Origin of the sequence: Clostridium sp. AN503 (assembly GCF_040719375.1) — a bacterium.
Taxonomy (GTDB): Bacteria; Bacillota; Clostridia; order Lachnospirales; family Lachnospiraceae; genus Brotaphodocola.
The window spans coordinates 2,506,561-2,520,493 of sequence record NZ_JBFDTP010000002.1 but is presented as its reverse complement, the minus strand read 5'-3'; the positions used below and the strand labels follow the sequence as shown (position 1 = coordinate 2,520,493).

The window sequence follows — 13,933 nt, the reverse complement described above, 5'->3', positions numbered from 1 at the left end:
ATGACTGAATTTTTAGTTAGAACATTCGTAAAAGACTATAAAGAGACAGAAAACCTGGTAGTCAGGACCCGTTACGGACTGCTGGGCAGCATTGTGGGCATCTGCTGCAATCTGATCCTGTTTACGGCAAAACTGCTGACCGGGCTGATGGTCAACAGTATTTCTGTTATGGCGGACGCGTTCAACAATCTGTCGGATGCAGCGTCCTCCATTATCGGTTTTGTGGGCGTTAAAATGGCTGAGAAGCCGGCGGACGAACATCATCCCTTTGGACATGGCCGGATCGAGTATATCTCCGCATTTATTGTAGCGTTTATCGTGATACAGGTGGGTTTTTCCCTGTTCAAGACTTCTCTTGGAAAGATATTCCAGCCGGAGGAGCTGAGCTTTAACCTGGTGTCTGTAGGGATTCTGGTGCTGTCGGTCCTTATGAAGCTTTGGATGGCAGTATTCAACCGCAGGCTGGGAAAACGGATCAATTCTGCGGTGATGCTGGCGACGTCGGCGGACTCCCTGGGCGATGTGGGAGCCACGTCCGCTACGATCCTGTCGATCCTGGTGTTTGGCATCTGGCACGTCAATATCGACGGGGCGGTCGGTCTGATCGTGTCTGTGCTGGTCATGATCGCCGGTGTAAACATTGCGCGGGATACGCTGGCACCGCTGATCGGCGAGCCGATCGATCCGAAGATCTATCAGAGGATATCCGGATTTGTGGAGAAATACGAAGGGGTTGTGGGAAGCCATGACCTGATCGTGCACAATTATGGACCGGGCCACAGTATGGCGTCGATCCATGCGGAGGTGCCGAGTGACGTAAATATTGAGATATCCCATGAGATCATTGACAAGATCGAGCGGGACGCACAGCGGGAGCTGGGGATCTTCCTGGTCATACATATGGACCCGGTGGAGACGAACAATGCCCAGGTAATATCTTTAAAGGAGATGGCGGTGGCGACGGTCAAGGGACTGGATGCGAGACTGACCCTGCATGATTTCCGGATCGTGGAGGGGACCAAGCGGATCAACCTGATATTTGACCTGGTGGTGCCGCGGGAATATACAAAGCAGATGCAGGATGCATTAAAACTGCAGGTATGCCAGAGAATAAGGGAACAGGATGAGCGCTGTTACTGTGTCATTACCACAGAATGCACTTATCAGGTTGAGAGAGATTGAAAATAATTACCAGGATGGTGCAATAAGATCTCTATTTATTGCATTAAACTATCAGAAAGGGTATTCGATTGAACGACGAAGAACTTTTAAGACAGGTGGGTCTTGGCGACAGGGATGCGTTTGGGCAGCTCTATCAGAACACTGACAGGACCATATACAGTTTCATATTGTCTATTTTAAAGAATCCCCAGGATGCAGAAGAAGTGATGCAGGAGACCTATATAAAGATATGGACCTCCGCATCCACATATCAGGCGCAGGGAAAGCCCCTGGCATGGATGTTTACGATCGCCAGGAACCTGTGCTATATGAAATTCCGCGATCAGAAGCGGATGGCGGACATCGGGCTGGATGACCTGTCCGGCGAGGAGATAGGGGAAGTATGCCTTCCTCTGGAGAACCTGGCGGACGCTATGGTGCTGCGCGCAGCCCTGGAGATCTTAAAAGAAGATGAACGGCAGATCGTGCTGCTGCATGCGTCGGCGGGGCTGAAGCACCGGGAGATCGCTGCAGGGCTTCAGATGCCGCTTGCAACCGTGCTGTCCAAGTACAACCGCGCCGTTAAAAAGCTAAAACAATATTTAGGAGAGGGGGGAGCGTAAGTGACACAGAATTCTGACAGGCAAAAACTGAATACGGATCAGATTGAGCTGCATTTGAAGTCGGCTGTGGACACGCTTACTCCCAATGTATTTGACAGGATAGATCTGTCGGTCCCGCAGGATGTGCCGGTGCTGTCTGGCCTTCCGTCCAGGGATGAACATCTTTTGACGCTCCAGAGAAGGATGCGCGGTATGGTCCTGGCTGCGGCAGCCTGCCTCTGCCTGGTGTTGACGGGCGGCGGGGCATACCATTACCAGTATCAGAACCGGCAGGTGGATTCCGTCATCGGAATTGATGTAAACCCCAGCGTAGAGCTGTCCATCAACCGGAAGAACCGTGTGTTGAGCGCCGAACCGCTCAATGAGGATGCACGGGAGATCATGGACGGTATGGACCTGGAGGGCGTGGACTTAAATGTTGCCGTCAACGCCGTTATCGGTTCCATGGTGACCCATGGATATCTGGATGACCTGGAGAATGCGATCCTGGTGACGGTCAGCAATGACAGCATAAGGAAAGCCACGGAGCTGCGCACCAGCGTGGTCGGGGATATTGAACAGACACTGGAGGAGAACCAGGTCCAGGCTGTAGTGTATGACCAGCAGGTGATCGAAAAGGATGAGATGAAGGAGATTGCGGGAGAATACGGAATTTCCTATGGCAAGGCATATTTTTTGATGGAGTTGATCGACCAGAACCAGGCGCTGACCATGGATGATATGGAAGAGCTGTCTTCCCTGTCCATGGAGGAGATCGCGAAGCGCATCACAGAAAATTCCCTGGCTCTCGGCGAGTTTGCAGACAAGGCAGAGGAGACCACTGCGGCTCCGTTCACAGAAGCTGCTACAGAGGCAACTACCACGGCGGAGGAGACTACGGAAGCTCCCACAGAGGCAACTACCACTCAGGAGGCTGCCACAGCAGAGGAGACTACACAGCCCACCACAGAGGAGACCACGCAGGAGGAGCCGGAAGATGTGAAGGCGGACCGGGTCAAGGTTGATTATGCGGAATATGAGGATGGCATGGTATACGTATACTTTGTCACCCATGTGAACTGGAAGAACCCGACCGTATCTGTGCGGGACGAGGAGGGGAATTCTTACGCGGCGCTGGTGGAGGATACCTCCAGCGATGAGTGTTCCATTTCCGTTAAGGGACTCCAGGGCGGAAAGAGCTATACCTTCGTGCTGGGCGGGCTGACCCCGAAGGAGGGTGGCAATGCCACCACCGTGACCGGTTATTTTGAAAAGCCGGAGATCGCCGGGGAGGCGACGGAACCGGAGGAGGACGAGACGGAGGAATCTGAGACGTCTTCCGGCGGGGATTCGGAAAACGCCGGTGAACCGGGCAGTACAGAGGAGAGCGGCGGGAATCATGCCGGGGACAGTACGCAGGACAGTACTGAAGCCAGCACTGGAAACGAGCCGTCTGAAGCAGAGACGACGGAAGAATCCACGGAAGAGGAGACCGGACCGAAGGAGGAGACTGCCAGCCAGGAGACACCTGGCAGAGAGACCTCAGGGGAGGATCATCCGGAGAAGGCAGGCCATGTTCCGGAACAGGACAGCGAAGCTGCCGCACAGTGAATATTTTGAATGCAGAGGGACCATGCCATCAGGACATGGTCCTTTTTTCAGACCGGCGGCAGGTCGCGGGTGACAGAATAAAAATTTTAAAAAATTTCCTGAAAAAAGTACTTGACCGCGGACGCGCTTTCATGTATAATGATTTTCGTTGCACAGCAATGGGCTATCGCCAAATGGTAAGGCAACGGACTCTGACTCCGTCATTTCAAGGTTCGAATCCTTGTAGCCCAGTTTAGAAAATTTCATATTCCGATAGATTGACTATTGGGCTATCGCCAAATGGTAAGGCAACGGACTCTGACTCCGTCATTTCAAGGTTCGAATCCTTGTAGCCCAGCTCGAAGAAAGTCCGAAGACCTTGTATTTACGAAGTCTTCGGACTTTTTTTGAACCCAAGCAGTTGATTCGGTCAGTGCCTCTTTCCATACTCAGATCCCTCGATACTTGCATAACATGCATTTAATATCACAATAACTTGGTATGGCAAGCAGCTGGGGTTAATGCCTCCGGTAGTCATACCCTTTATTTATATCTACAATCCTTCCATTGACCAGGATGCTCTCAGGGGTGATCCATTCGGCATATACCGAATAATTAATTGCGCCTGGAAGTGCGCCTGGGGTCCGCTCGGGTGCTTCAACATCTGATGCCTGCACTTTATCCCACATAATGGTTTTTCCACCCCGTTCCTGCTGGCCATCCGCTTTAATATCATATAAAAGCACATGCAGGTATACTTCATCGGCCTCAAAGGCCTCCTTATATGCAGTGACGCCGAAAGCGTGCTTTTTATCCGGGGAATCCGCAGATGCTATGAGGTGGATGGAATGATAGGCGCCATAGTCAATCTTATAATAATTTTCATAAATCAGATCGGCTGAGTATAAGACCAAAAGCAAAACCACGACTAATAAAATAGCAACTCTTTTTTTGATAACGGATGCACCTCCTCGTATTTTAGTCCGATAAAGCGTTCAATTGAATCTTTATGACATATCCCTGCCAATAGCTGCTTTATCTTTTCGATATTTCTTTTTTGATTTTATCATAATTAGAAAATAATATCAATTATGCAGGAAAATTGTATAAAAGGAAACCTATACCGCCCAGCGCGGACACCTCACAAGACAGCAGCACTTCACTGTATCACATCAATGTCAAAAAGTTAACATAATGTTATGGAAAAATATTTTGTATTTTTTGTCAAGTGGAAAAAACTTGTCAATTTTACTAAAAAAACTAGTCGTATATTGTCTATTTAACACATTGATTTATTATTGTTTATTATATATACTATGCGTGCATGTTAATTTTTTGACAAGATATCTGCACTGGTCGGGAATAACATGACACTATCTGATTTTCAGGAGGATACATAATGGGAGCGAGTGGTTCCAAAAAGGCAATGGCAGAGGATTTGGTAGTTGCAGACAAGTTTCATATGAGTGATTTGATTCACAAGGAGGACTGGCTTTCGATCTGGGGCGCGTTTCTGATGATCGCGGTGGCGGCGATCGGCGTGATCTCAGGCAGCTATGTTTTTAAAGCAGGGACTTTTGGCAAGTGGGGCGATGCGGACAGCGGTTCTATCATGAAGTTTTTTAACGGGAGCGAGACCTGTGTGAAGACCTGGTCCGGCATTCTTTTGACACTGGTGGCGCTGGCGGTCGTTTTTGCCGTAGCCAATAAATTGATGGGGAAAGACTGGAAGAAATACCTGATCGCATTTGTAGGTGTTTTTGCGCTGACGGCTGTAGTCCGCCTGATCTCTTCCCAGGTTGTATTCAGCAAATATTTGGAGTATGCCTTCTGGGCATTGATCATCGGTCTGGTGATCTCAAATGTGTTTACCGTTCCGAACTGGCTGAAGCCGGCGATCCAGACGGAATTTTACATCAAGACGGGACTGGTGCTGATGGGCGCTTCCGTACTGTTTTCCAACATCCAGAAGTTTGGCCTGTACGGTCTGGGTATTGCCTGGCTGGTAACGCCGATCGTTATCATTTTCATGTGGATGCTGGGGACTAAGGGGCTGAAGATGAAAAACAAACCCATGGTCATGACCATTGCGGCGGCAACCTCTGTCTGCGGAACTTCTGCAGCGATCGCGACAGCGGCGGCCTGCAAGGCGAAAAAGACAGACCTTACCTTTGCAGTGGGCATTTCCCTGATCTTTACGGTTATCATGATGGTATGTATGCCGTTGTTCTGTAAAATTATCGCCATGGACCCGATGGTAGGCGGCGCATGGATCGGCGGTACGGTGGATTCCACCGGTGCGGTGGTCCTGGCAGGAAACGCTCTGGGCGAGGTGGCAGGACAGGTGGCAGCGCTGGTTAAAATGATCCAGAATATCCTGATCGGCTTTATCGCATTTGCAGTGGCGGTATTCTTTACCACAAAGGTGGACAAGACATCTGGGCAGACCGTAGGCGCTTCTGAGATCTGGCACAGATTCCCGAAATTCATCCTGGGCTTTCTGGGAGCATCCCTGTTCTTCTCCTTCGTGTTCCAGAATACGATCGGTGTGGACGCGACTGCTGCGATCTTAAGCAACTTGAAAGAATTCCAGACCTGGTGCTTTGCACTGGCATTCACCTGCATCGGACTGGAGACCAACTTTAAAGAGATGGCGGAGCAGTTCCAGGGCGGTAAGCCGTTTACCCTGTACATCGTAGGACAGACCTTCAACCTGGTTCTGACCTTTTTCGTAGCATGGCTTCTGCTGAGCGGAAGACTGTTCCCGATTCCGAACATTATGGTTTAAAAAGAAAGGCGCCGTTATGGAAAACAAGAAAGACGGAAAGATCCTTAAGCTCGCCGGGATTGCGGGCGTGGTCATCTTTATTGCGGCCATCGCAGTGTCTGTGTATATGATGAGCCAGAATATGGGGCAGGTGCCGGGCATTGATTTTGGCCCGGGCCAGTACTACTACACGGACATCCCTGGCTGGCAGAAGTATTTTCTGGTCAATGCCTATGACAATCATGTGCCGCTGGCGGTGCTGATCGGGCTGTTCTTTGCCTGGGGGTATCTGATGTACCGGTTCTGGTGCTTTCTGGACAGACGGTGGAAGGACTGAGCAAGATTTTACAGTGCACAGCAAGATTTTATTGTGGAGAATGTTCATAAAAGAGTGCGGGTTTTCAGAAGATTGTTCTATTGCATATTTCAGGAAAAACATTATAATAGTATACAGGCAAGATTGCGCATATCTTGCCTGAAAACGAAAATGCATGGAGGATGAGAGAGATGGATATTCGCTATTCCGCAAATCAGAGAGATTTCAAACGTTATACTACCGAGGAGACCCGCAGAGAGTTCCTGATTGAGAATCTGTACGCTGCCAATGAGGTAGTTGCCGTATATTCCCACGTGGACCGCATGGTTACCTTAGGCTGTATGCCGACCACCGAGAAGGTTTCGATCGACAAGGGCATCGATGTATGGAAGAATTTTGGCACCCAGTATTTCCTGGAGAGAAGAGAGATCGGTATCTTCAATATCGGCGGCGCAGGCACCATTACCGCTGACGGCGAGGTGTTCAAGATGGGTTATAAGGACTGCCTGTACATCACCAAGGGCACGAAGGAAGTGTATTTTGAGAGCGACGACGCTGAGAAGCCGGCCAAGTTCTATATGGTGAGCGCACCGGCCCACAAGGCCTGCAAGACCACCTTTATCCCGATCGAGAAGGCAGCCAAGAAGCCGCTCGGCGCTATGGAGACTTCCAACAAGCGCGTGATCAACCAGTTCATCCATCCGGATGTTTTAGAGACCTGCCAGCTTTCCATGGGCATGACGGTCTTAGACCCGGGCAGCGTGTGGAACACCATGCCGGCCCACACTCATGAGAGACGTATGGAAGTGTATATGTACTTCGAGATCCCGGAGGACAATGTGGTATTCCATATGATGGGCGAGGGCAATGAGACCCGCCATATCGTGATGCAGAATGAGCAGGCTGTCATCAGCCCGTCCTGGAGCATCCACGCAGGCGCAGGCACCAGCAACTACACCTTTATCTGGGCTATGGGCGGAGAGAACCAGGCCTTTGACGATATGGACGTTATCCCGACTACAGAGCTGAGATAAGCGCAGGAATAAGGAGGACAGGACTATGATTTTTGATCAGGCAAAGAATCTGGATTTTTACCGTACCCTGGGCGTCGAGGGCCGCTACGCAAAGGCAGTGGATTGGCTGAAAAGCCATGATCTGGCTGCTTTAGAGAACGGCAAGTATGAGATCGACGGGAAGAATGTGTTTGCGAACGTGATGAGCTACACCACGATTCCGTGGGAGGAAGCCAAGTTCGAGGCACATGAGAACTACACCGATATCCAGTATGTGATCTCCGGTAAGGAGACCCTGACCTACGCGCCGGTTGACGCGCTCACGGTGAAGGTGCCATACAATCCGGACAAGGATGTGGTTTTCTACGACAACAGCAACCCGGGACTGCAGGTTGTGACTGGAGCGGGAGAGTTTTTGATCTTCAACCCGTGGGACGGCCACAAGCCGAAGGCCATGGCAGGAGAGCCCTGCGAGGTGAAAAAGGTTGTTGTAAAGATCTGTGAGAAATAATAGATCTGCAAGGCGAGATTGCAGAGACAGGCTTCGGGACTGCGAAAGCGGAACCGGGGCCTGTTTTAAATTCTTATGAAAATCAAAGCTCCCAGGACAAAATTCCGATAATATCCCGATAAAATCCCGGCAAAATCGTGAAAAAACAGTTGAGAAACCGCCTGTTGTATGAGATAATGAAATGTATGGTGCCGGCCGGCGGCTTGGAAATGCCGCACGGACAGGCAGAAAGAAGGAAGAAACATGTATTCATTTAACAGCCGGGTAAGGTACAGCGAGGTGGATGAGGACCAGGAGTTGTCGGTCACAGGAATCCTCAATTACCTGCAGGACTGTTCCACATTCCAGTCGGAGGACTTGAAGCTGGGGATCGATTATCTCAATGAGAACCACCGGGCATGGTGGCTGTCTTCCTGGCAGATCGTTATAGAGCGGTATCCAAGGCTGGGAGAGGAGATCGTCGTCAGCACATGGCCGTATGATTTCAAGGGCATATACGGATACCGGAATTTTACGATCCGGGACAGGCAGGGGGATTACCTGGTTAAGGCGAATTCTGTCTGGTTCTTTTTTGACACGGAGGCCGGGCGTCCGGTGCGCGTGGGTGAGAAGGATGTGCGGGGGTACGGGACAGCAGGGGACAAAAAACTTGAGATGGAGTACGCGCCGAGACGGATCGCGCTTCCTTCCCAATATGATGAGGCGCCGGTGATCCCGGTGGCGAGGCACCACATTGATACCAATCATCATGTGAACAACGCGCAGTATGTGGAGATTGCAAGAGAAGCGCTGCCGGCAGGTATTAAAATCCGCGAACTCCGGGCAGAATATAAAAAAGCGGCGGTCCAGGGCGACATCCTGCATCCGCGGGTCAGCCGGGAGGGGGATTGCTTTACCGTGGCGCTCTGCGACGAGGAGGGCACTCCGTATGCGGTCGTATGGCTGCGGGCGGTGATCGAGCAGACCGTTATGGAGCAGGCCGCTGGTCAGCAGAAGTAAAGTACAGGGCAGTAAACATAGTGGTAATAGTGATAATATAGCAGGAACCGGTCGTGAGGGTGCGGCCAGAAAGAGAGAAGAATGATAGAATTAGGTAAAACACAGACACTGGTCGTCCAGCGAGAAAAAGACTTTGGCGTATACTTGGGAGAACCGGGGGATGATAAGCACTCCGTCCTGCTTCCGAAAAAGCAGGTACCGGAGGGGACAAAGCCTGGGGATGAGCTCCGGGTATTTGTCTACAGGGATTCTGAGGACCGGCTGATCGCCACCGCGGGATGCCCGAAGCTGGAAGTCGGGGAAGCGGCGGTGCTGCCGGTGAAAGAGGTGGCAAAGATCGGTGCTTTCCTGGATATGGGGCTGGAGAAAGACCTGCTGCTGCCGTTTAAAGAGCAGAATCACAAGGTGCGTCCCGGCGAGCAGTGCCTGGTGGCGCTCTATATTGACAAGAGCGGACGGCTGGCGGCGACCATGAACGTATATCCCTATATGAACGCAGATTCGCCCTATAAAAAGGACGACCAGGTGACCGGAACGGTCTACGAGATCAATGAGAACCTGGGGGCGTTTGTGGCGGTGGATAACCGCTATTACGGGATGATACCGAAGGCGGAGCTGTACGGGGAGCTGCTTCCGGGTGATACTGTGCAGGCCAGGGTGGTCCGGGTCCGGGAGGACGGCAAGCTGGATCTGAGCCCCCGTCAGAAGGCATATGTGCAGATGGATGCGGATGCGGAGCTGGTGCTGAAGGTCATCGATGAGTTTGACGGCGTGCTCCCGTTCAACGACAAGGCGAAGCCGGAGACCATCATGCGGGAGTTCAAGCTGAGCAAAAACGCGTTCAAGCGCGCAGTAGGCCGGCTTTTAAAAGAAAATAAGATCCGGATCACGGAAAAGACGATTGAAAGGATATAGGAGGACGGTTTTGGACACGATAGAATACTATAACAAGTATGCATCGAAAATTTTTGAAGATACGGTGGATAAGGACACGGAGGAGCTTCGCCAGGAGTTTTCTGACTATCTGGAGGAGGGCGATACTATCCTGGATCTGGGATGCGGCTCCGGTAGGGACAGCCTTGCCTTTTACGAGAGGGGTTATGATGTGACGCCTCTGGACGCGTCGGAGGAGATGTGCAAGCTGGCAGAGATACATACCGGTCTGGAAGTGCTCAACATGGAGTATGAGCAGATGGAGTTTGACGAGGTGTTCGACGGCATCTGGGGCAGCGAGGCGCTGATCCATGTGCCGGAGGCGGAGCTTGACGCCATCTTAAAGCGGGTCATCGACGCACTCTGCCAGGGCGGTATCCTGTATCTGTCGTTTTTGGAAGGCGATTTTGAGGGGTTTAGGAGCGGACGTTATTTCTGTGAATATACCCAGGAGTATTTGGAGCGTATGCTGAAGGAGACGGGCCGCCTGGAGGTCCTTAAGATCTGGACCTCAGAGGATGTGGACCGGGACAGCGGCAGCCGCCTTTTACATGTGCTCGCCAGGAAGAGATCCTGATTGTCCGCGGCAAAAAGGAGTAACCATGAATTTTAACAGAAAGTCTGAGACCCGTGATTACGTGCTGATCATCCTTGGGTCGTTCATCATGGGATTTGCGATCAAGAATATTTATGACCCTGTGGGGCTTGTCACCGGCGGTGTATCCGGCCTGGCTATCATTTTCAAGAACCAGTTCGGGGTAGCGCTCTGGGTGACCAATACAGTGCTCAATATTCCGTTGTTTTTGTTTTCCATCCGGCTGAAGGGCTGGCGGTTCATCAAGCGGACCCTGATCGCAACGGTGACTCTCTCCCTCTCTCTGTATGTGATCCCTGAGATCCCGTTTTTGATGGATGATCTGTTTTTGACTGCGCTGTTTGGAGGCCTGATCAGCGGAGTGGGGGCCGGGCTGGTGTTTGTCTGCCAGGCTACCACAGGCGGCACGGATATGCTGGCGGCGCTGATCCAGAGGAAATACCGGCATTACAGTATCGCACAGATCATGCAGGTGCTGGATGCGGTCATCGTTTTGGTGGGCGCCGGGATCTTTGGCGTCACCTATGCGCTGTATGCGCTGATCGCCATTTTTGCGGTGGCGAAGGTGTCGGACGGGATCATCGAAGGCCTGAAATTCTCCAAGGTTGCATTTATCATCTCGGAAAAAAGCGAGGAGATCTCCCGCGCCGTCATGGCGGAGCTAGACCGGGGAGTGACCGGGCTGCATGCCAGGGGAATGTACTCAGGCGCGGAAAAGAATGTTCTGTTCTGCGTCGTGTCAAAGAAAGAAATTGTACAATTAAAAGAGCTGGTTGTTGGGCATGATTCACAAGCTTTTGTGATCGTAACCGACGCCAGGGAGGTTTTAGGCGAGGGATTTATCGAATTTAGACAGTAAAAGCAGGCTGGAAACAGCCTGCTTTTGTAATATAAAGCACTTTTTTCCGGTCTTAAGCAATTTTTACAAAAAGCAGAAAAACAATTTGGTCAATTGCCATATGGAAGAAAATTTCTTTCTATTGTATCATGATTACAGTAACAAAAACCTATGAGGACTAACAACAAGAGCTGTTTCAGGAGGAAAAATAAGTATGGCTAGTTTATCACTTAAGAATGTAACCAAGGCGTATCCCAACGGATTCGTGGCAGTAAAGGATTTTAACCTGGAGATCGAGGATAAGGAATTCGTTATCTTCGTAGGCCCGTCCGGATGTGGTAAGTCCACCACTCTCCGTATGATCGCAGGTCTGGAAGATATTTCTTCCGGTGAGCTGTATATCGACGGTAAACTGGTGAACGATGTGGAGCCGAAGGACAGAGATATCGCAATGGTATTCCAGAACTACGCTCTGTATCCGCATATGACTGTATATGACAACATGGCATTCGGCCTGAAACTGAGAAAGACCCCGAAGGAAGAGATCGACAAGCTGGTCCAGGAGGCCGCAAGGATCCTTGACCTGTCCCATTTGCTGGACCGTAAGCCGAAGGCTTTATCCGGCGGTCAGAGACAGCGTGTTGCCATGGGTCGTGCTATCGTTCGTAACCCGAAAGTATTCCTGATGGATGAGCCGCTGTCCAACCTGGATGCCAAGCTGAGAGGCCAGATGCGTATCGAGATCTCCAAGCTGCATCAGAGACTGCAGGCAACCATCATCTATGTAACCCATGACCAGACCGAGGCTATGACGCTGGGTACCAGGATCGTAGTTATGAAGGACGGCGTGATCCAGCAGGTGGATTCCCCGCAGAGACTGTACGACAATCCTCAGAACAAGTTCGTTGCAGGATTTATCGGCGCTCCGCAGATGAACCTGATTGATGCGACCGTAGGCAAGGACGGCGCAGACGTTACCCTGACCTTTGACGGACATACCATCGCTCTGCCGGGTGAGAAGGGCAAGGCGCTGGAAGCCGGCGGTTATATTGGCAAGGCTGTTACCCTGGGTATCCGTCCGGAGGATCTGCATGACGAGGAAGCATTCCTTGCAGCATCTCCGAAGAGCGTGATCGAAGCTACCATCCGTGTATATGAGCTGCTGGGCGCAGAGGTTTACCTGTACTTCGATATCAACGAAGCAAACTGCACCGCACGTGTGAATCCGCGTACCACGGCAAGACCTGGCGATACCGTGAAGCTGGCTTTAGATTTAAGCAAGATCCACGTATTCGACAAGGAGACCGAGCAGGTTATCACCAACTAGGATGCATGTACAACAACAGGGCACAGTTGTTGGAAATTTTTGGAAAATATGTTAAATTTGGCAGGCGAGTGATATACTCGCTTGCTTTTTTTTGCAATTTGCATTAAGATATAAGATAAGGATAATTATAATTGTCAGTATTAGCTATGATTGATAGATATGTTGGCAAAATTACGATAAGGAGCGTGTGCTATGATTTCAAATCAGATTCTTCAGACGACCATTGACGGATTAAAAGGCATTACCAGAATTGATCTGTGTATCTGCGATACCGAGGGCAAGGTACTGGCGTCCACTTTCCCGGACGCGGAGGAGTATGAGAGCTCCATCCTGTCTTTCGTGGATTCCCCGGCGGACAGCCAGGTGATCCAGGGCTACCAGTTTTTTAAGGTGTTTGACGAGCATCAGCTGGAGTATATCCTGCTTGCAAAGGGCGGGAGCGACGATGTATATATGGTGGGCAAGCTGGCGGCATTCCAGGTTCAGAACCTGTTAGTAGCCTACAAGGAGCGCTTTGACAAGGACAACTTCATCAAGAACCTGCTGCTGGACAACCTGCTGCTGGTAGATATCTACAACCGCGCCAAGAAGCTGCACATTGAGACCAATGTAAAGCGCGTGGTATTCCTGATCGAGACCAAACACGAGAAGGATGTGAACGCATTAGAGACTGTCCGCAGCCTGTTTGCGACTAAGACCAAGGACTTTATCACCGCTGTGGATGAGAAGAATATCATCCTGGTGAAGGAAGTGAAGCCGGGCGAGACCTATGAGGATCTGGAGAAGACTGCCAATATGATCCTGGATATGCTGAACACCGAGGCCATGACCAAGGTGCATGTATCATACGGAACCATGGTCGGCGATATCAAGGAGGTATCCCGCTCCTACAAGGAAGCGAAGATGGCCCTGGATGTCGGCAAGATCTTCTACAGCGGAAAGAACGTGGTGGCGTACTCCAATCTGGGTATCGGACGTCTGATCTACCAGCTGCCGCTGCCGCTGTGCCGCATGTTCATCAAGGAGATCTTTGAGGGCAAGTCCCCGGATGAGTTTGACGAGGAGACCCTGACCACCATCAACAAGTTCTTCGAGAACAGCTTAAATGTATCGGAGACCTCCAGACAGCTCTATATCCACAGGAATACCCTGGTGTACCGTCTGGACAAGCTGCAGAAGAGCACCGGCCTGGACCTGCGGGTGTTTGAGGACGCCATCACTTTCAAGATCGCGCTGATGGTTGTAAAGTACATGAAATACATGGAGAGCCTGGATTACTAA

At 51.0% G+C, this 13,933-nt stretch carries 14 protein-coding genes and 2 tRNA genes; 15 read left to right on the top strand and 1 reads right to left on the bottom strand.

What is annotated here, in order from left to right; genetic code table 11:
• From AB1I67_RS19180 to AB1I67_RS19160, 5 genes are all read left to right on the top strand, one after another.
• The gene (locus AB1I67_RS19180; RefSeq protein ID WP_367031726.1) at positions 1 to 1,182 is read left to right on the top strand and encodes a cation diffusion facilitator family transporter; all 1,182 of its coding nucleotides are present in this window, start codon (positions 1 to 3) and stop codon (positions 1,180 to 1,182) included.
• A gap of 68 nt (positions 1,183 to 1,250) precedes the next feature.
• Positions 1,251 to 1,784 carry an RNA polymerase sigma factor gene (locus AB1I67_RS19175; protein ID WP_367031725.1) on the top strand — a complete coding sequence of 178 codons (534 nt, stop codon included), beginning with the start codon at positions 1,251 to 1,253 and terminating at the stop codon, positions 1,782 to 1,784.
• Positions 1,785 to 3,374 carry a hypothetical protein gene (locus tag AB1I67_RS19170; RefSeq protein ID WP_367031723.1) on the top strand — a complete coding sequence of 530 codons (1,590 nt, stop codon included), beginning with the start codon at positions 1,785 to 1,787 and terminating at the stop codon, positions 3,372 to 3,374.
• A 159-nt stretch (positions 3,375 to 3,533) separates the two neighbouring features.
• A tRNA-Gln gene (locus AB1I67_RS19165) sits at positions 3,534 to 3,605 on the top strand.
• 34 nt (positions 3,606 to 3,639) lie between these two features.
• Positions 3,640 to 3,711, top strand: a tRNA-Gln gene (locus tag AB1I67_RS19160).
• 160 nt (positions 3,712 to 3,871) lie between these two features.
• On the opposite strand, the gene AB1I67_RS19155 is transcribed toward AB1I67_RS19160, so the two are convergent.
• On the bottom strand, positions 3,872 to 4,267 hold the full coding sequence (locus AB1I67_RS19155; RefSeq protein WP_367031721.1) for a hypothetical protein: 396 nt from the start codon (positions 4,265 to 4,267) through the stop codon (positions 3,872 to 3,874).
• Between the two features lie 485 nt (positions 4,268 to 4,752).
• Here AB1I67_RS19155 and AB1I67_RS19150 point away from each other — a divergent pair, with 485 nt between their 5' ends.
• The 10 genes from AB1I67_RS19150 to AB1I67_RS19105 all read left to right on the top strand — a co-directional run bounded on the left by AB1I67_RS19150 (position 4,753) and on the right by AB1I67_RS19105 (position 13,933).
• The gene (locus AB1I67_RS19150; protein ID WP_367031719.1) at positions 4,753 to 6,141 is read left to right on the top strand and encodes a putative sulfate exporter family transporter; all 1,389 of its coding nucleotides are present in this window, start codon (positions 4,753 to 4,755) and stop codon (positions 6,139 to 6,141) included.
• Between the two features lie 16 nt (positions 6,142 to 6,157).
• Positions 6,158 to 6,457 carry a hypothetical protein gene (locus tag AB1I67_RS19145; RefSeq protein ID WP_367031717.1) on the top strand — a complete coding sequence of 100 codons (300 nt, stop codon included), beginning with the start codon at positions 6,158 to 6,160 and terminating at the stop codon, positions 6,455 to 6,457.
• Between the two features lie 170 nt (positions 6,458 to 6,627).
• The gene (gene kduI / locus AB1I67_RS19140; RefSeq protein ID WP_367031716.1) at positions 6,628 to 7,470 is read left to right on the top strand and encodes a 5-dehydro-4-deoxy-D-glucuronate isomerase; all 843 of its coding nucleotides are present in this window, start codon (positions 6,628 to 6,630) and stop codon (positions 7,468 to 7,470) included.
• 25 nt (positions 7,471 to 7,495) lie between these two features.
• Positions 7,496 to 7,960 carry a YhcH/YjgK/YiaL family protein gene (locus AB1I67_RS19135; RefSeq protein WP_367031715.1) on the top strand — a complete coding sequence of 155 codons (465 nt, stop codon included), beginning with the start codon at positions 7,496 to 7,498 and terminating at the stop codon, positions 7,958 to 7,960.
• Positions 7,961 to 8,203: 243 nt separating this feature from the next.
• Positions 8,204 to 8,959: an acyl-ACP thioesterase domain-containing protein gene (locus tag AB1I67_RS19130; protein WP_367031714.1), complete on the top strand. Its 756-nt coding sequence runs from the start codon at positions 8,204 to 8,206 to the stop codon at positions 8,957 to 8,959.
• A gap of 81 nt (positions 8,960 to 9,040) precedes the next feature.
• Complete coding sequence (locus tag AB1I67_RS19125; RefSeq protein ID WP_367031713.1) at positions 9,041 to 9,874, top strand: S1-like domain-containing RNA-binding protein; 834 nt, start codon at positions 9,041 to 9,043, stop codon at positions 9,872 to 9,874.
• Between the two features lie 10 nt (positions 9,875 to 9,884).
• On the top strand, positions 9,885 to 10,469 hold the full coding sequence (locus AB1I67_RS19120; RefSeq protein WP_367031711.1) for a class I SAM-dependent methyltransferase: 585 nt from the start codon (positions 9,885 to 9,887) through the stop codon (positions 10,467 to 10,469).
• A 25-nt stretch (positions 10,470 to 10,494) separates the two neighbouring features.
• Positions 10,495 to 11,346 carry a YitT family protein gene (locus tag AB1I67_RS19115; RefSeq protein WP_367031709.1) on the top strand — a complete coding sequence of 284 codons (852 nt, stop codon included), beginning with the start codon at positions 10,495 to 10,497 and terminating at the stop codon, positions 11,344 to 11,346.
• A gap of 193 nt (positions 11,347 to 11,539) precedes the next feature.
• Positions 11,540 to 12,652: a sn-glycerol-3-phosphate ABC transporter ATP-binding protein UgpC gene (ugpC, locus tag AB1I67_RS19110; protein ID WP_367031708.1), complete on the top strand. Its 1,113-nt coding sequence runs from the start codon at positions 11,540 to 11,542 to the stop codon at positions 12,650 to 12,652.
• Between the two features lie 192 nt (positions 12,653 to 12,844).
• Positions 12,845 to 13,933: a helix-turn-helix domain-containing protein gene (locus AB1I67_RS19105; RefSeq protein ID WP_367031707.1), complete on the top strand. Its 1,089-nt coding sequence runs from the start codon at positions 12,845 to 12,847 to the stop codon at positions 13,931 to 13,933.